A 19,122-nucleotide genomic window follows, 5' to 3' on the forward strand; every position below is an offset into this window, starting at 1 on the left:
GTTCTCTTGAAATTGGAGTTTTTTATTGGATCCAGACCATTTATCAACGAAGGTTGATTGGCAGTCTTTGCATCTATAACGCTGCCTGTCGCCACTGTAGCCGAAGGCATGATAAAGATGTTTGTGGGTATGAACCGATAAGCCGAAATTATCGCAGTCATCATTACGACAAGCAGGAAGCCCATCGCTGTGAAGTTGTCTTAGGCGATGAAGTTCGCTTAACACTTCACGATTGTTAAGTAAGGGGGGGAAAGCTCCACATTCACGACAAACCATCGCTGGACGCTTAGGGTTCGCGTGTTGCAAAACATACCGTTTTGCATCGCTCAAGCCAAAGTTGTCACACGCCAATGTTTTACAAAAGTTGAGTTGCAAACCATCCGCATCTTTTGGCAGCTTGTCGTTAGACACGATCTCCCCCTCGGGATTATTTGAGCAGCCAAGCGAGCCTGGCTGCGGGGTAACGCTTTTCAATGTATCTTTTATCAAATCGTTAGATGTTGATTGCTGTCTCTAGAGCAACTTTCATCATGTCGTTGAAAGATTTTTGACGCTCTTCAGAACTTAGTTTTTCACCACGGATGATGTGGTCAGATACTGTTAGGATAGTTAGTGCTTTAGCACCAAGGTCTGCAGCAACGCCGTAGATACCAGCCGCTTCCATATCAACACCTAGGATGCCTAGCTTTTCCATTTTTTCGAAAAGGTCAGCTTCTGGAGTGTAGAAAAGGTCTGCAGAGAATACGTTACCAACTTTAACTGGAACTTCTTGTGCACGTGCTTGGTTTACTGCTTCTTCTAGAAGACCGAAATCAGCGATAGCAGCGAAGTCGTGGTTGTTGAAACGAATGCGGTTTACTTTTGAGTCAGTAGATGCACCCATACCGATAACAACGTCCATTAGTTTAACGTCGTCACGTACTGCGCCACAGCTACCTACGCGAATTACGTTTTTCACGCCGAACTCAGCGATTAGCTCGTGTACGTAGATGCAGCATGATGGGATACCCATACCGTGGCCCATTACAGAAACTTTCTTACCTTTGTAAGTGCCTGTGTAGCCAAACATGTTGCGAACGTCACAAACTTGCTTCACGTCATCAAGGAATGTTTCTGCAATGTATTTTGCGCGAAGCGGGTCGCCCGGCATAAGTACTGTTTCTGCGAAATCACCAGCTTGAGCATTAATATGAGGTGTAGCCATGGTCGTTCTCCAAAGTTTAAACGGTAATTATAGGAACAGGATTTAATCAATTACCGATTCTGTTGAATTGAATTCGTTTTGTTGAGGCAATATTAGCGAGTTAGAACGTGGCTCCATGAGACTTTAGTCACAAAATAGGTCCGTCATTATAGTTTTATTAATATTGATAACCAAATCTGTTGAAAGCGTAAAGGCAATCGATTTTGTATGGGTTAATTGCAAGCGAATGAGAGGAAAAGGCTTACATATAAACTTGTTGCCTATCAGTTCCGAGACAACAATACGTTGTAGAGACGTTTGATCAGAGATAATCTAAACTTTGATAAAAGACAAACCAAGGATTTGTATGTCGCATTGCGCTAACTCGACGCCTTTGCCGTCAATGAAAACACGACTTCACAGGGCGGCGTCGCTTGTTGTAAGAACCACTTTGCTTGCCAGCGGGATAGCTTCATCGTGGGTGTCTGCTGCAACCTTTGAATTGCCACCGACAGAAAGCCGCATTGTGGGCAGAATCCAGCAGCATGAAGTGGCGGCGGGCGAAACCTTGGCCATCATTGCCAAGCAATACGATATTGGTTTTCTCTCTTTAATGGCAGCTAACAAAGGGGTGGATCCTTTTCTTCCCGCGGAAGGCTATGTGTTAAGCATTCCAAGCCGCTTGATTTTGCCTGACACCCCAAGAAAGGGGATCGTCATCAATCTTGCTGAGTTAAGGTTGTATTACTTTGAGCCCGAGAAAAATCAGGTGCATGTTTTCCCTGTCGGCATCGGTCGAGTGGGGCGCGATACTCCCGAGATGATCACCAAGATAAGCCAAAAAAGACCGAATCCAACATGGACGCCACCAAATTCAATCCGCAAAGAGTATCTTGAAAAGGGTATTGAATTACCGAGAGTGGTTCCCGCTGGGCCGGAAAATCCATTGGGTGAGTATGCTTTGAGACTTGCTTATGGCGCTGGCGACTATTTGATCCATGGTACTAACAAAGACTTCGGAATAGGTTTACGAGTTAGCTCTGGTTGTATCCGAATGGAACCTAAAGATATTGAGTGGCTATTTGAGCAAGTGAACCGTGGTGAACAGGTCACCATTATCAATGAGCCGATTAAGGTGTCATTAGAACCAGATAGAAGTGTGTTTGTTGAAGCGCACGAGCCATTAACTCGAAGTGATGGTTCAAAGAAATCATTACAGATCCCTGTGGAACTAAAATGGTGGCTTGAAGACGCAGAACTGCCAAATTCAAAGGCGAAAGCGGTTATCTTTGCTCAAAACGGCGTACCTGTAGAGATAGCACCACCTGTGATTGAGTTTTAATTCGACTGCCTCTTCTGTAACAAGGGGCGTTTTATCTTTTCTCTACTCGAATCAATACCTTCTACTCGAATTGGTATCGCCCAAAAAAAAAAGCACCACATTCGTTAAGAAGTGGTGCTGTCTATATACTGCTTTTTGCGACTTATTTAATCTACAGCTTAATCGCGATTAGATCTCAAACTACTTAGTGTAAGACTCAGCGATGTTATCGATGCGTTCGTTAGCACGATCCGCTTCTTCTTTCGCTGCCATAGCGGCTGCTTCTGCTTCTTGAGCCTTCATTTCTGCGGCTGCTTTGTCACTCTTAAGTGCTTCAACTTCGCTTGTAAGTTGAGCCACTTGGTTAGTTAGTTGATCCATTTCTGACACTGCAGCTTCTTCTGGCTCTGAAGAACAACCGGCTAGAATGAAAACTGATGCTGCAGCTGCGATTAACGTCTTATTCATAAGAACTCCTTGCTTATTTATCATCAAAAGATGCGCTATACATTCTTTATCATATAGTCGCTTCATTAATGATTGTAGCGACTAATTTTTTAACTGCAAAAACAATAACTAAAGAAATTGCTAAATTTTTGAGGTAATTAGCTAAGCATCACGTTCTGTCTCACTTATGAGATGCAGGATTTAGAGACGACTTGAAGGTGTTTTTGGAGGGCCACCCCTTTGCTAGCAATGCATACAATGTTCTAGCTAAAGATAGATAAAGGGATAAATTTACTGTGATCTCTATCCTTATAAAGTACTTTCGCGGTATCATGTCACGTTAAATTAATTTTATTCAATACCATCATGACTGGAGAGTCCTTTGCACTTTAAAGATTTAGGCTTAGATAACCGCTTACTGAAGAACTTAAAACATTACGACTTCAAGAAGGCGACAGAGATCCAATCAAAAGCGATCCCTGTTGCTATTGCTGGTAAGGATCTATTGGCTTCATCAAAAACGGGATCAGGAAAAACATTGGCGTTTGTGTTGCCAATGATACATAAGGCATTAAAAACAAAAGCGTTTTCTGCTAAAGATCCTCGTGGTGTAATTTTGGCTCCTACTCGTGAGCTAGCGAAGCAAGTTTACGGCGAATTGCGTAGCATGCTTGGTGGTCTGTCTTATGAAGCGGCGCTTATCTTAGGTGGTGAGAACTTTAACGACCAAGTTAAAGCACTCCGTAAGTACCCTCGCTTTATCGTAGCGACGCCAGGTCGTCTTGCTGACCACCTAGAGCACCGCTCATTGTTCCTTGATGGTGTTGAAACGCTAATCCTCGATGAAGCAGACCGTATGCTTGATCTTGGCTTTGCTCCAGAACTGCGTCGCATTGCAAACGCGGCTAAGCACCGTCGTCGTCAGACGCTAATGTTCTCTGCAACGCTGGATCATGCTGAAGTGAACGGCATTGCCAATGAAATGCTGGATGCACCTAAGCGCATCTCGGTGGGTGTTTCTAACGAACAGCACCTTGATATCACTCAAAAATTCTACCTATGTGATCACCTAGATCACAAAGAAGCGATTTTAGATCGTGTATTAGAAGAAGCTGAATACCGTCAGGTCATGATCTTCACAGCAACTCGTGCTGATACTGATCGCCTAACGGATAAGCTGAATGAGAAGAAGCTTAAAGCAGTTGCACTGAGCGGTAACTTAAACCAAACGCAGCGTAATGCGATCATGAGCCAGTTTGAGCGTGCGGTTTACAAGATTTTGGTAACAACCGATGTTGCTTCTCGTGGTATCGATATTCCAAACGTAAGCCACGTAATCAACTTTGATATGCCGAAGCACACCGAAGAGTACGTCCACCGTGTTGGTCGTACTGGCCGTGCAGGTAACAAAGGCGATGCAATCTCTTTGGTTGGTCCAAAAGACTGGGACAGCTTCAAGCGTGTTGAGCTTTACCTTCAACAAGATCTTACTTTCTCTGTGCTTGAAGGCCTAAAAGGTAAGTTCAAAGGTATTAAACCTCGTAAACCTGCGTTTGCTAAAGGCGGTCCTGCGAAGAAGAAAACCAACACTCAAGCGAAGAAAACGCCGAAGAAACCAGTTAAGCGCGATAAGAGCTTCCACCAGAATGTGGCAGTGGGTGATACAGTGTTTATCCCTAAGAAAAAAGTTGCGCCAAAAACTGACGACGAGTAATCAACAGCCAGCTAAAAGCGTTTGTTTGTAAAACTGACATAAATAAAAACCGCCATTATTAGGCGGTTTTTTTGTATCTGACTTTTGTGCCTAAGAGGTGCTGCCTCAGGTTACGGAGTTGCTCTAAAGGCTTTAGAAATCAAATGTTGAGAATGAAAAAGCTAGGATATGGTCGGCAATGTATTTGTGTGTGGCGGTGGTTGGGTGCGTCACGCCCCAGAATACATAACTGTCTGAACCATAGGTCGCACAATCATTAGTTAAGCTGTGGCTTCTTAAATAGTCTGCGGCTGAGCTTCGATTGATATTAAGACAAGCATCACTCGCGTTTCGAAAGCCATGTTGTTCTGGGTTATCGGTAATGCTGGCGAACAACGCACTTGCATCGAACAACACCACGTTTTTCCCCATACCTTGGTAATACTCGGCTTGAGCTTTGATGAACTGGTTGAATTCTAAGATCTTGCCACGAACTTTTATTATCTCTTGTTCGGTAGAGTATTTGAATTGAGGGGCTTTGGTTGCATCGGGTAAGGTGAACAGCAGGATATTGTTCGCACCAGATTCTGTTAAGCGGATCAGCGCGCTGCTAAAGTCAGCCTTTACATCGGCGACTTCTCGGTTGTAATTCATGAAGTCATTGAGGCCAAACTCTAAAGTAAACAGTGAGTTTTCCGGACGATAGTTTTTGGCGACTTTCATGTAGGTCAGATAAGAGGTGACTTGATCATAAACACCAGTCAATGCCACGTATTGGTTGGTACCTGCGGCGCCACCCACAGCCCAGTTATACAGAGGGACATCTTTCGCTTTTGCTAAATACTCCGTCCAGACTAAACCATTCGAAAAGTGCCCTAAAAACCAAGAATCTGCGTTGGGGAAAGCCCATTGAGAGCCATTAAAAAGATTACCAGTGTCGGACAGGCTATCGCCAAAGGTGACAATACGGTTGATGCTATTGGCTTGAAAAGCATTGTCGTTGGTCCAGATGGAGTGATTGTAAGAGAAGCGATTATCTGCGGCAAAGTAGGTGATGTCAGCGGCGTCATGTTGGATGTCGAGCGTCTGTTCGCAACGCTGTTTGATTTCAGATTGAGGCGCATCACTGTAGAACATGTTTTTGAAAGAAACAGAAGACCACCAATATCCGTTGATCGTGTAGTAATCACCATTCTCTTTCTTGGCCCACTTCCAGTCGGTGGCCGGAGAGTCATGAGAGGCATCGGTTCGATACCAACATCGAACGTACGAATAGGTCTCTGAGCCTTGTGTACTGAGTACTTGTGCGGATGTAATTGATTCTGGTGTCGATATTGAGTCTTCAGCGGCATAAGCGCCAAAAGGCAGGGCTAACGTGAGTATTAAAGCCGTATTTTTCATCACTGTATTCTCTTTTATATTTAGATGAGCCAAACAAAAACGTTGTTGCTTGTTGCTTGTTGCTTGTTGCTTGTTGATAAGGGGATAAGTAAATAACTGGTACGACCTATATCTAAAATCAATAATTAGCGTCAATATATTCAGGGCTTTGGTGTGTCGTTAATGGCATAAGTATCAAGTTTTCAACGAGTTTATGGTTGAAAAATACCTGTTTCCAAACGGTTATTTGTCGAAAAAATTTGGTTTATTGAGAATTTGGAATTGATATTTGAGTCGGGATATTGAATGAGCAATCTCATTAAGATTAACTAAATATTAATTTAATCAATTGCTTATGGTTTTAGTTTTTATCACGATTCTGGTCGTCTGATGTTCATCGCACCTGTTTAATTCAAGTTCGCCATCACAAATATCAAATCGTTACTTTCTGTTTTATAAAATCATCATCTACGGTTCTTTTACTCATCAGAGGTCTAATCTGTTTAAGGAAAGAGCATTGAAAAAGATATTAATTTGGTCGATAGCCTGCCTATCCAGTTTTGGCGTATATGCCGGAACGAGCGCATCAGCATTAGAAGCCAGCGGATACACTGAAACGAAATACCCCATTATGTTGGTACATGGTCTGTTTGGTTTCGATACATTAGCGGGCGTCGACTATTTCTATGGCGTACCTGAATCCCTAACCAAAGATGGCGCGAGCGTATACGTCGCTCAGGTCTCTGCAACCAACAGTTCTGAGGTCCGTGGTGAACAGTTACTCAGTCAAGTTGAAACGCTGCTAGCTGCAACAGGAGCAAGTAAGGTGAATCTGGTTGGTCACAGCCACGGGGGGCCTACGGCTCGTTATGTTGCGTCGGTTCGACCGGATCTTGTGGCTTCAGTGACCAGTATTGGTGGTGTGCATAAAGGTTCTAAGGTTGCTGATCTCGTTCGAGGGAACGTATCTGAAGGCTCTGTCACAGAAGGTATTGCGGTTAAACTAGCAGGTGGATTAACGACACTGATTAACCTTTTATCTGGTGGAACGGATCTCGACCAAGACGGCCTCGCTTCTCTTGAAGCATTGACCACAGAAGGCTCGCTAGCATTCAACCAGTTTTACCCAGAGGGCGTTCCGACGTCTGAGTGTGGTGATGGTGAGTGGCAAGCAAGTAACGGCGTTTATTACTATTCATGGACAGGGTCTTCCACTTTTACCAACCTTCTTGATCCTACCGACGGAGCCATGACAATCCTAGGCTTAGCTTTCAATGAACCTAATGACGGGTTAGTAGGGGCATGCAGCGCGCATTTGGGCAAAGTCATTGGTGATGATTACAAAATGAACCACCTAGATGAGATCAATGGGTTATTGGGAATTCACCACTTGTTTGAGACCGATCCTGTGACTCTATATCGTCAGCATGCCAATCGATTGAAGTTGGCTGGCTTGTAGTCTGCAAAGCCGTTTAATAAGAAAACAAGGAAAGTATGATGAAAAAGACCGCCATTTTGTCGATAACCACGATAGCCCTGATGAGCACAGCGGCGGTCTTTTTATATCTAAATAATCAAGATACACATACTGACGACGAACAACGCGTCTCCGCATTGAAAGTTGCCTCTCAGAAAGATACCGACATCGATAACGCATCAGCCAAAGACATGATGGAATATTTCGTGTCAGGCAATACAGAATTAACCCTCGAAGAGATTCGTGACAATGTGGCAAAACACCACGAGCAATCACAAGCTACGATTGTCGATGAAGCACTGTTTGCCAAGTATCTTGAGTACAAGTCGGCACTGACATCATTGGACGTGCAATTCGACACCACATCCATTTCCGCTGATGACCTACGCGCACTCAATCAAGCACTCCTTGACCTTCAAGCTCAGTTCTTCAGTGAGAGCGAGATAAGTATTCTGTTTACGCACGACAACAGAATGAGAGAAATCGCTTTAGAAAAGTTACTTCTGAAACAGGAGGGATTAGAGGATGAAGAATACCAGCAAAGACTCGAATCCTATCTATCTGAGCAACCTGATTATGTTCAGTCGAGTCACCAGAATCAGGTGTTACTCCAACAACTCTCAAGCTCTGAAGGTCTCGATGAACAGGGTAAATACTTAAAGAGAAGCGAACTTGTTGGTGAAGAAGCAACCCAAAGACTTGAAGCACTTGATAAACAAAGAGCGGCCTTTGAAGACTCGTTAGAGGTCTACTTCGCAGAACGAAATGATGTTTTGAACGACTTAGCCCTATCAGAAACCGAACAACAAGAGACAATTGCGCAACTTAGAACTGAACATTTCCTACCAGAACAGCTTAGAAGGGTAGAAGCGATTGAAAGAATTCGAGCTAATGAAGCTAAACAGTAAAGTCATTTAGCTTAATTAAGTAAACGATTGCTTATTCTGTAATAAGGTAAATTATTGCTTATAATCAAAATTATCAACTACCTTTCTTCTCCTGAGTAAACATAAATATTTCATAGTAATACAAGACCAATTCATAATTAATTGACGTATTTATCGTGATTAATATCACATATTTATGTAAATGATAATTGATCTCATTATCGTTTGGGTGCAGTATACGCGAAATTTATTAAATTAGCGTATGGATTTGTTGAGTTTATGAAAGTGTTTGTGTTGTTAGCTTTTACTCTTTTACTGATGGGGACGGTCAGTGCTTCCGATCAGTTCTCTTGGCTTAGAGATGATTCCCGTAGCGCGAGCAACGTACTCAACTATCTTAATCAACAAAATAATAAAACTCAGCAATATCAAGAACGTATTCGGTTATTGAGTGAATCCTTGCAAGACAATTGGCAGGACAATCGCCCAGAGAGAGCTGACAAACCGTGGTTTGAAATTGATGGGTATGAGTATGCGATCCTCAATCACAATGGTGAAAGAGTTTTGTCGTCCCGATTGGTTGGGAATGAAGAATCAACGGAGCTACTTAACCTTGACGATCGATCTACCGGTCTTGATTACTATCAGTTAGCTGGCTGGGCATTAAACTCAACCAGAACACAGCTGGCGATCGCCGAAGATGACACAGGATCAGAACAGTACCGAGTCAGTGTTGTTGATCTTAAAACTCGTCAAGTTACCCCAATCGCGCGGAATGTAGACAGTACACTTGCGTGGTCGAAAGACGATCAATCTCTGTATTTGGTTCAACTTGAGCAACAAACTTCGAGACCTTATGCGCTAACGCAATACTTCTTAGACCAGTCAGAACCAAATCAATTAATTGAAGAACCAGATTCTGCGTGGTTACTGTCGTACTACCTTTCAAGTGATACGCAATTTGCTATCGTTCAGGCAAACAATGAAGATTCAAGTGAGCAACGCCTGTTAAATCTTGATACCGGCGAAATCTCTATACCTTTCTTACCTCGCAGAACTGGCGTGGAGTACTACGTTGATGTTGTTGGCTCTCGTTTATTCTCAAACAGTAACCATGCTCGCAAGGGATTTGCTTTTTACTCGGTAGCGCTTAATCAAGCATCAAAAATAGATAGTTGGAATGCTGTTTTTAAACCGAGTGATGAATCTAGAATCAGTAACTTTCATCTGTTTGAGTCTGGGCCTGTGATCATCACCCAGACTGGTGCGTCTCAATTCTTACAATTCTTCGATAACGACGGCCGTCATCGTTCAAGACAGCTGATAGCAGAACTGGGTCAAGTTGCTTGGGTAAGCCAAGTAGGTGACTACCAAAGTAACAAACTGCACATTCGAAGCATGTCTTTAACTCAGCCAGCGAAGTGGGAGCGGCTGAATACTGACACTCTAAAACGAGAGCTCTTCTCTCAAGATCACTACCCTGAATATCAAAAATCTAACTATTATTCCGAGCAAGTCATCGTCAACTCTGGCGGGGTTGCGATCCCAGTAACTTTGGCGTATCGCAAGGATAAGCTCACGAAGGATACACCTCTGTTTTTGTACGGGTACGGGGCCTACGGAATGGCGATGAAGCCTTACTTTATGCCCCAAATCATTAGCCTACTTGATGAGGGCGTGATTTATGCAATTGCACATGTTCACGGTGGCGGCTTTTATGGTGACGCTTGGTACCAAGCAGGAAAAGGGGTCAAAAAAGAGAATGCTATCTCGGATTTCATTGCTGTAGCTCGAGATTTGACGACATACGATCAAGGTAGACGCCCAATTTACGCTATGGGTGGAAGCGCTGGTGGCACTCTTGTTGCCGCAGCATTAAATCAGGCTCCTGACTTGTTTAATGGTGCAGTCCTTAAAGTCCCCTTTGTCGATGTCGTGAACAGCATGTCTGATTCTGCAATACCTCTAACGGCTCAGCAGTATGGTGAGTGGGGTAATCCAAATATTGCCGATGAATTGAAGGTAATGCAGCAATACGACCCTTATCTGAATCTTAGCGAACAAAACTACCCACCAATATTGATTCAGGTTGGCCTCAATGACCGCCGAGTTCCCTATTGGGAAGGAGCTAAGTATTACGCAAAACTTAGCGAACTAACGACCGGGAGCGGGCCTTATTTATTGTCGACAAACTTTACTCAAGGGCACTCGGCAGACAGGCGACGATCGCAATCTCAACAAGCGTTTGAGTACGCATTTCTTTTATCACTTATCCCAAAAGACATTAAAGCGGAGCAGTAAATGAAGCTTTCCCCCTTATCAGCGGCAGTACTGAGTGTACTTGCTGCCAACCTCGTGCACGCCGAATCTGAGGTTTATCACTTTGAAGAAGTGATCGTAACAGCGAATAAAATAGAACAGCCACTATCCGAAGTCGCTGGGTCAGTGGCTGTGATCACTGGTGAAGAACTAGAGAAAAAGGGTGCAACAGAGCTTTATGATGCAATAAAGAGCGAACCGGGAGTTAGTGTTTCTGGGGGAGCGGGGCGACCTCAAAACATCACTATCCGCGGAATGACAGGTAACCGTATCTTGATTGTGAAAGACGGAATCAAGTCTGCTGATGGCTTTGGTGCCAATGACATCAATGACAAGATTGGACGTAACTCGTTTGATATGTCTAACCTAGAAAGTATTGAGGTTATAAAAGGGGCGAGTTCGTCTGTATTTGGCTCAGGTGCTATTGGTGGTGTGGTGGTGGTTCGGACTAAAAAGCCGGGGGACTATTTAGAGGACAAAGATTTCTATAGTGATGTCTCTGCAACCTATACCGGTATCAGTAATAAATACAAAGGCGCAACAAACCTCGCCTTCCGTTCGGGAAAATTCGAAAGCTTGGTTAATCTTTCTTATTGGGAAGGTGAAGAAACACGAAATTTTGATGAAGACTTATATAACCGAGACATAGATGGTGTCGGTGGTGGGTACACCTTGAACTACTGGTCAAGTGATGCCTTGATGCTCAAAGGGAATGTTGAGTACTACAAAGAGAATCTAAGTCGAAAAGAAGGTACCTCTAAGATCCAAAAAGACGGTAAGTGGGACACTGAAGATTTTGACCAACAGTCTTATACTGAGACGTTTTCTGCGTATGCGGGCTTTGAGTATCTGCCCCTAAATTCTTGGTTTGAGGAGTTAGATGCCAAGATATATTGGCGTGATATGACTAATGAGGACACAACGAATCGTTTGATGTCTCGAACCAACAACAACGTTTCCGAGCTTCGTAGAACGATTGATGTTCGTGGTTTCACGGATAAACTTCTTGGTGCTAACGCCGATTTTATTAGCGCATTCCAACATCAAAACATGAGCCATACCTTGTCTTATGGCATGAGCATGGAAACCAACCTCCATGAGCGCCCAAGTCAATCTTCTGTTTTAGACTGGAACGGAGTGTCACTTAACGCGGATGTCCCTTTTGCTCCAGCTCGCTCGTACAACTTTGCTGCATTTGTTCGTGATGCGATTGAAATTGATCAGTGGACGGTGACGGCAGGTGCCCGTTTTGATTTACACCAGTTGAAACCTGAGTCACAGAGCACGATCAATGGCTACGAAGTGAAGGAACAAAGCTCTAGCGAGTTCTCACCTAGCTTATCGGTGAGTTATCAGTTAACAGAATCTCTCAACACATACCTTTCGTACAACCACGGCTTTAGAGCTCCGGGTTATGACAAAATTTATGGTTATCAAAACCATGACTTTGTCCCAATTACCCCATTTGTCATTGTGCCTAATATGGACCTAGAGGCCGAAACCAGTGATTCGTTTGAGCTAGGTAGTAAGTTTGATAATGGCCCAACTCAGTTATACGCCGCCGTTTTCTATCAGAAGTTCGATAATTTTATCGACGTTAAACAGATCACGTTTGTGCCTGACTCAAATACAGGCAACTACTACAAGCAGTATCAAAACGTAAATGGAGTCGAGACGTACGGCATCGAAGCGTCAATTGCGCATCGTTTGAGTGACTTTTGGAGTGTGAGTACCAAAGTCGGTTTTGTTGATGGTGAAGATGAGGATGGAGAAAAAGTTCGCACATTAACCCCTTGGGAAGGCAATGCCGAGGTGACTTATGACGACAACATGTTCTCCGCTTACGCGATGGTTAATTGGGCTCAAGCTATGGATAGCGTACCTCAGTGTGAAGATGATTTAGGTATCGTTACTGACTGTGCGACCACTTCTGGCTGGGCAAGTGTCGACTTGGGAGTCAGTTACTCTTGGAATTTTGGTTTGGATGTTAGCGCCAATGTTATGAATCTATTCGACAAAGAATATATCCGATACCAAGACGTTGCGGGTATTGCGGACAACAATAAAATTTACTCCACAGAACCTGGCCGCTACTTCACCGTTAACGCCAAGTATGCGTTTTAAGGAGGGTATATGAAAAAGAGCCCTCTATACCTCACTTTGTTCTTGGTTTCAGCAGCCAGTAGCGCTGCCGAGTGGGATTACCCAATTGATAATACTGTTGTGACAACGCAACAGGAAGCCAAAGCCTATTTAGAACAAGCTTACCCTGAGGTTGGTACGTTTAGGTTTCGTTATCAAACTCAGTCTAAGTTGGGGCACCACTACAACTTCGATGTATTGATCGAAGGCGAGTACCAACAACAGAAGTCTGTGGTGTTATCAACCAACATAGACGAGCAGGTTTCGCGAGTCTTCAGGAGTCTGGAAAATACCATATTACTCAATGGAATTCCGACAACGGCAGCTGAGCTTGAAGTTCCTCGTTTGCTAGAAGCTGAGCGAGCGCCAAGCTTAAGCAGCGGGCAAGTGGTTTCGACGCATGTAAATGTATTCAGTCCAGATTTGAGAACTATGGACAAAGCTGCACCACCAGAATCTTTACTTACCGATGTTAGCCAATACCCGAGTCTTCCACATTATGTACAAACTGATGTGGAGGTTTTGACCCACAGCGATGGTATCTACCTTACCAATGATCGTGTCTCTCAGGTTGATGCAGCTGCCTTATATTCTATTGATACTGACTCGGGTGCTGTAACGAACCGTGATGCTTCAAATTTCCTCGCAGCTGAAGGTGTCGCTAAGTTTACTGACCTAGCTGAACTACAAAATGTAGATTGGCAAGATACACGATTCCCGCAATTAATGGTTTTCGCTCACCTTGATCAATCTTTGCGTTATATCAGCAACTTGGGCTTCGATCTGTTTGAAGAGCCACTTGAGTTCGATGGCAGAGGTTTATCCGCAGATAACTCGACCTATTACTATGGCCCCAAAGCCGCTTTGTTTGGTATCGGTGGAGGATCTCCTGATGCACTAGATGGTGATGTGATCCTGCATGAGCTGGGGCATGGGATTCATTATCACATAGTAAAAGATTGGGCTTATGGTCATACCGGCGCAATCGGTGAAGGTTTTGGTGATTACTGGGCGGGTAGTTTTAGCTTTCGTACTCAATATGAAAATGCTCAAACTCGTGGACAAGAGTTCGAGATCGATACCGTCTTTAACTGGGATGGATACTTCGGGGTCAGGAATACCACTCGCAGCCTATGGAACCAAAGAGCACGTTACTTTAGACAAGCGGAATATCGCCCTCATGAAAGCGTTGCGGGTGAGCTAGGTGATGAGCTTTGGTCAACGCCTTTGTTCCAGGCTCTGAAAGCATCGGTTGAACAATATGGTGAGCTCGCTTTTAAAGAATTCGATTCAATTGTACTCGAATCTATGTACGGGGTTGGTCGTGGGTTGAAAATGCACAACTTAGCTGAGAGCACGCTGTTTGTGGCTCAAAAACTGTATCCAAATCGCGATTATGCCGAAATATTGAAGCAAAAATTTGATGTGCATGGGCTGGTAATAGAGCCGTTTAAGGTTGAAGTAGCTAGCCGCTATGTTGATCCAGAAAAAGCGCTAGCGATCGAGTTGTATCCCACGCTCAGACAGGCACAGGTCGACGGTCAGGTCAAAATATCGACATTAACACAGCCATTCGTTAGCGATCCTGTTAACCAACTGTTGATAGAGGCAAAACTTCCTACTGGTGAGGTTTGTGGTTCGTCAGTCATCATGAATACGAGCGTCGATTATCAATACAGCGACGCTTTGAAATCACAAAACTGGCAGCATAATTTGTCACTTGTTTATGGGTTACCTGTCCTCGAATCCGATATCAAAGAAATGAACGGCTATCTTCCAGACAGCAGATTGAGCTCAACAAATCAGCCGATCGTTGGGTTTAAAACATTTAATTACACCCTAAATGGAGCGGTTCAAACGGCAGACGAAAATTTCGGAGTGTACCTAGAGATCGATCACCCTCGATTGAGTGATTTAGTGGTCACCTTGATTTCACCTAGAGGGACACGGATAGATTTACTGAACCATAAATCGACGCGATTTTCTGGCTTTGATGGTTACTTCACACTCAAGCATGACTCGATTCTAGATTCGTTTAAGGGGGAGCCTATTAACGGATCTTGGCGCTTAGAAGTTGCCGATTATGTGAATGGTGAAACTGGGCACTTAAAACGTTGGGGTCTTGGCACTATTTCAAAATACGAGTGTGGTGAAACAACCTCATCACCAAAAGAACCAGTCGTTGCCAGCGGTTCGTCTGGTGGCTCGGCTTCACCTATGTTGATTCTATTCATGTCCTTGCTCTCGTTCGGCAGGTCATTTACTACGCGTTACTTGTCTTTAGTGGCAAGGCTCTTTAAAAACAAAACAAGAAGATAATTCTATGAAACCTCAATTGACAATTTTGGCTATCTCTTTGGCTCTTGCTGGCTGTGGTGGTTCGGGCGGTTCCGATACCTCTGCATCAGCGGCACCAACCTACACAGTGTCAGGTACAATCACAGCTCAGAATATAGACTTGCAAAGTCAGGTCTGCGCAGACATAAACCAGAACTACATGTGTGACAGCGGAGAGCCTAGTTCAACAGCTAACGCGAATGGTGAATTTAGTATTACCAGTACTAAAAAATCGATTTTATCGGTGCCTTTGTTAGCACAAGTCGATACGGGGATTGCTGCAAATAGTACAAGTGGTTCTGCATCTTCTTACGCTTACATAGCGGCACCTGGTTTACAAAAAAACGCTGGGAATGAGATCAATGGTATTAGCTCATTACTGGCTGGTTATGTTGCGGATGGATTGACGGTTACTGAGGCCAACAGCAAGTTAAAAGCGCAGTTGGCGAAAAGTGGCATCTCTATTTCTGGTGACATACAAGATGATTTATCTGCGTCTGAGCTCGCGAGTTTGGAGCAAAATATTGTATCAACAATTAAGGCGTTTAAGCACTCGAATCGTGCATTCATGCTCGCTCAGTTGAGTGCGAAGTTTGATAAGAGTGCGGCTGATTATGTCAATGGAGTACTGACTAATGAAGAGGTTGTCGCTTTTGCAAACTTCTTAGAGGGTGAATTGAAAGCTGCGACAGCATTGAATGATACCGGTGTCATACGTTACTTCTCTGATATTGATGACACACAAGATGTGGCAGAACCACAGAGCTCATTCCCCGGTCAAGATGCAGAGTATGGTTTTGATAAAACCGAGTTGAATACGAACACTGGCAATGGTTTTCAGTTCGCGAAGTTGGATGCTAATGGTCAGGTGCTTGCCGATGATGCAGCAGAGTGGTCTTGCGTTTTGGATCAACGCAGTGGCTTGATTTGGGAATCGAAAACGGATGATGAAAACTCGATTCAACACAAAGACCGCTTATTAGCCCTTGAACTGCCTGGAGTAGTAACGCGTTACGATCAGGATGTTGATCTAGCAACGTGTAAGACCAAAGGCGATCAAGTTTGTACGACCCAAGATTACGTGGAGCACATTAACTCAATTAACTTATGTGGAAAATCTGACTGGCGTTTACCAACATTTCATGAATTTTATAATCTACTCGACTTTGGTGAGACAGAAACCAACTCGGATGGTAAGGCTTACGGTTTAACTTATAAGTACTTCCCCCACCAAACGGCTGGGATCGACTACACAAGCTATATAGGGTCGGTATGGAATCAATCCATTATTTATAATCAGTACAGTAATACTGCCGTTGATGGGGGCTTTTATTACAACGAAATTGGCACCCTTGGCGGCGATCGTGGATACATCAGTTCTCTCGAAATTTACTCTGGCGACGTTGATTCTTCAGACAATTACGATTCATACCAATTTCCAGCTCGTTTAGTTTCACTACAAGGTAAATAGCGATGAAAAATTTATTAACCATTACTTTGATTGGTCTATTTTCTGCGGGTGCAATAGCACAAGAGTGCAGCTTGAATATCGAAAAATCAGCTCCAAGTACGCGTTACATTGCGAATGATAATGGGACGTTTAGCGATGAACTGACTGGATTAACGTGGATGCGTTGTCAACTAGGTAAAACTTGGGATACGAAGACATTAGCTTGTAGTGGACCTGCTGAAACGTACCATTGGCAAAGTGCGCTCTCCATGGTTGAATCAATTAATGACCAGATTGGTAGCCATGTGTTACATCAGTTTGCAGGCGTAAAAGAATGGCGCATGCCAAACATCAAAGAGTTGGTATCATTAAAAGAGGTGGCTTGTCACTCTCCAGCAATAAGTCACAAGGTGTTCGGTGATACGTTTAACGTTGAAGTCGGAAACTTAGCTTCATTTATTTGGAGCTCAACGCCTGCAGGTGGTGGACAGAGCGTGATGACGTTTGATTCGATTAATGGTGAGGTTTACCAGTACAACGCTGCACAATATAAATTTAGCGTCTTATTAGTTGCAGAATAATTTAATGGAAATGTTCTGAATAAAAAGGCCGTGGTTCTCCACGGCCTTTTAGGTTTTGGTATTTAGGTCTTAACTTAAACCTTAAACCCTAGACCTTAAAGTAGTCCAACTGCTGCTTCTGTTGCTCAGCTAGGTTAGATAGCTCGTGGCTTGCTGCAGCGGCTTGAGTAATGCCGGTTACGTTTTGGCTTACTAAGCTGTAGATGTTTGAGATATTACGGTTGATGTCTGAGGTTACTTGGCTTTGCTCTTCTGCGGCTGAGGCTACCTGAGTGTTAATCTCCGTCATATCCGTTACCGAGTTAGCAATGCCTGAAAGGGCTGTGCTTACTTCCGCTGCCAGTGTTTGGTTGTGCTCTAGCATAGCTAATGAACTGCTCATGCTCTCGTTAGCGTTGCCAGATTGAACCTGCAAACCTTCAATAATGGTTTGGATCTCTTTAGTTGAGTCTTGTGTGCGTGCCGCTAGCATTCGAACTTCATCAGCAACAACCGCGAAACCACGACCACTTTCACCTGCGCGAGCCGCTTCGATTGCTGCGTTAAGCGCAAGCAGGTTAGTTTGTTCAGAGATGCTTTGAATCACCTCAATCACTTTACCAATCTGCTCAGAGTGCTCTTTTAGCGTGCCCACAACATTTGCAGCTTCGCTTAGCTGAATCGCCATCTGTTCGTTAGCTTTGTTGCTTTCATTAAACAAGCTCATGCTGTGTGTTGCCATTTCGTCGGCTTGCTTAGACGCTGAGTCAGCTTGTACTGCGTTCTCATTAACGTGCGATGCGGTGCTTTCTAGTTGGTTTACAGCAGAAGCGACTTGCTCCACTTCTTGCTTCTCTTGGTCTGAGTTAACGCTGGACTGTGTCATTACCGCTGCTAGCTCTGTCGACGCAGAAGCCACTTCGATACTGATTCGAGACAGCGAGCTTACCGTATCACGCAGTTGGTCTACCGATTGGTTTACGTCTTGCGCAAGGCGTGAGATTTCATTATCGCCATACTCTTCTGCTTTTACTAACAAGTTACCTTTGGCTACTTCGCGCATGGTTTCCTGAATATTGCTGATCGGTTTAACAATGATACCAGCCAGCGTCCAACTGATAACTAGAGCTACAGACAGGATCACCAACAGTGCAATGGTCGCTGTATTGAGTGTGCTGGTGTGTTGCTGGCCATTGATGTCGACTTCTTGAGTCGCAAGCAGGTTCAACTTTTTAGAAAGTGTGTTGATCGCTTGCACCATGTCATTACCTGCGTGACGGTATTGGTCGATTGCAATCTGGTAGCGGTTTTCAAAATCTGAAGAGAGTGATGCATCGCCGTGCTTCGCTCTTAATAAAGGAAGCATTGTTGTACGAGAAAAGTCGACATAGTGATTCATCGCTTTGTTCATCGCTGCTACTTCATCTTGCATGCCTGGCACTGTGTCTAATGAATTCAGTAGGCGAGTATTTTGGTCGCGTTTTTGGTTTAGTGTTTCAACCAGTGTTTTTACGTCATCAGCATTGAATAGACTGTAAATCGCTTTGATGCGCATGCCATAGCTGTTGTCGACGATTTCGCTTAGTTCTTCTTTATGTAAGATTAATTGGTCGGTCGCTACTGATACATCTTTGAATGCACTTTCTAGCTTTTCACCACCGATGATGACACCGGCTAAAAGTAAGACGACGGAAAATAATACGGGTATAAGAATTTGTATTTTGATTGATAAGCCACTGAGAAGTTGGCGCATGTAATGTCCTTCTTTGAATAAATAAATGAGCAGAAGCAATTGTTATTATTGTAATTAGCAGGTGATTCTAACTTCTGAGAATGACAATTCAATCAGTAATGAATTCGATTTTGATATATGAGATAGATATTTGATAAATTTTGAATATTTATTGTACAAACAAGGCTTTAGCC

Annotated in this window: 13 protein-coding genes and 1 pseudogene; 9 read left to right on the forward strand and 5 right to left on the reverse strand. The window is 43.8% G+C overall.

Annotated elements, in window-relative coordinates; genetic code table 11:
• Together AB6E85_RS24055 and deoD are read right to left on the reverse strand one after the other, a co-directional pair.
• Positions 1-411: pseudogene (locus tag AB6E85_RS24055) on the reverse strand (lactate dehydrogenase); the annotation flags it as partial.
• Between the two features lie 82 nt (positions 412-493).
• Positions 494-1,204: a purine-nucleoside phosphorylase gene (gene deoD, locus AB6E85_RS24060; RefSeq protein ID WP_017061880.1), complete on the reverse strand. Its 711-nt coding sequence runs from the start codon at positions 1,202-1,204 to the stop codon at positions 494-496.
• 346 nt (positions 1,205-1,550) lie between these two features.
• On the opposite strand from deoD, the gene AB6E85_RS24065 reads away from it, so the two are divergent.
• On the forward strand, positions 1,551-2,525 hold the full coding sequence (locus AB6E85_RS24065) for a L,D-transpeptidase family protein (RefSeq protein WP_372144503.1): 975 nt from the start codon (positions 1,551-1,553) through the stop codon (positions 2,523-2,525).
• Positions 2,526-2,705: 180 nt separating this feature from the next.
• Here the strand turns inward: AB6E85_RS24065 and AB6E85_RS24070 are convergent, their stop codons facing one another.
• On the reverse strand, positions 2,706-2,972 hold the full coding sequence (locus AB6E85_RS24070) for an Lpp/OprI family alanine-zipper lipoprotein (RefSeq protein WP_017061882.1): 267 nt from the start codon (positions 2,970-2,972) through the stop codon (positions 2,706-2,708).
• A 361-nt stretch (positions 2,973-3,333) separates the two neighbouring features.
• Between AB6E85_RS24070 and AB6E85_RS24075 the strand changes: the two genes are divergently transcribed.
• Positions 3,334-4,665: a DEAD/DEAH box helicase gene (locus AB6E85_RS24075; protein WP_048609810.1), complete on the forward strand. Its 1,332-nt coding sequence runs from the start codon at positions 3,334-3,336 to the stop codon at positions 4,663-4,665.
• Positions 4,666-4,797: 132 nt separating this feature from the next.
• On the opposite strand, the gene AB6E85_RS24080 is transcribed toward AB6E85_RS24075, so the two are convergent.
• Positions 4,798-6,045: an SGNH/GDSL hydrolase family protein gene (locus tag AB6E85_RS24080; protein ID WP_372144525.1), complete on the reverse strand. Its 1,248-nt coding sequence runs from the start codon at positions 6,043-6,045 to the stop codon at positions 4,798-4,800.
• A gap of 496 nt (positions 6,046-6,541) precedes the next feature.
• Between AB6E85_RS24080 and AB6E85_RS24085 the strand changes: the two genes are divergently transcribed.
• The 7 genes from AB6E85_RS24085 (at position 6,542) to AB6E85_RS24115 (ending at position 17,217) form a co-directional block, all read left to right on the forward strand.
• Positions 6,542-7,483 carry a lipase family alpha/beta hydrolase gene (locus AB6E85_RS24085; RefSeq protein WP_372144506.1) on the forward strand — a complete coding sequence of 314 codons (942 nt, stop codon included), beginning with the start codon at positions 6,542-6,544 and terminating at the stop codon, positions 7,481-7,483.
• 38 nt (positions 7,484-7,521) lie between these two features.
• Positions 7,522-8,409, forward strand: a complete 888-nt coding sequence (locus AB6E85_RS24090) for a lipase secretion chaperone (RefSeq protein ID WP_372144527.1) — start codon at positions 7,522-7,524, stop codon at positions 8,407-8,409.
• 258 nt (positions 8,410-8,667) lie between these two features.
• Complete coding sequence (locus AB6E85_RS24095; protein WP_372144508.1) at positions 8,668-10,689, forward strand: prolyl oligopeptidase family serine peptidase; 2,022 nt, start codon at positions 8,668-8,670, stop codon at positions 10,687-10,689.
• The gene (locus AB6E85_RS24100) at positions 10,690-12,831 is read left to right on the forward strand and encodes a TonB-dependent hemoglobin/transferrin/lactoferrin family receptor (RefSeq protein WP_372144510.1); all 2,142 of its coding nucleotides are present in this window, start codon (positions 10,690-10,692) and stop codon (positions 12,829-12,831) included.
• 9 nt (positions 12,832-12,840) lie between these two features.
• A complete protein-coding gene (locus tag AB6E85_RS24105; protein WP_372144511.1) occupies positions 12,841-15,168 on the forward strand; it encodes a proprotein convertase P-domain-containing protein in 2,328 nt (775 codons plus the stop codon).
• A gap of 4 nt (positions 15,169-15,172) precedes the next feature.
• Positions 15,173-16,657 (forward strand): DUF1566 domain-containing protein, encoded by a 1,485-nt coding sequence (locus AB6E85_RS24110; RefSeq protein WP_372144513.1) that lies wholly within the window; start codon positions 15,173-15,175, stop codon positions 16,655-16,657.
• 2 nt (positions 16,658-16,659) lie between these two features.
• Positions 16,660-17,217, forward strand: a complete 558-nt coding sequence (locus AB6E85_RS24115) for a DUF1566 domain-containing protein (RefSeq protein ID WP_372144515.1) — start codon at positions 16,660-16,662, stop codon at positions 17,215-17,217.
• An 88-nt stretch (positions 17,218-17,305) separates the two neighbouring features.
• Here AB6E85_RS24115 and AB6E85_RS24120 read toward each other — a convergent pair whose 3' ends face one another.
• Positions 17,306-18,949 carry a methyl-accepting chemotaxis protein gene (locus tag AB6E85_RS24120; protein WP_372130324.1) on the reverse strand — a complete coding sequence of 548 codons (1,644 nt, stop codon included), beginning with the start codon at positions 18,947-18,949 and terminating at the stop codon, positions 17,306-17,308.
• Between the last annotated feature and the right edge of the window lie 173 nt (positions 18,950-19,122).

Source organism: Vibrio sp. 10N.247.311.51, from assembly GCF_041467855.1.
GTDB lineage: Bacteria > Pseudomonadota > Gammaproteobacteria > Enterobacterales > Vibrionaceae > Vibrio > Vibrio coralliirubri.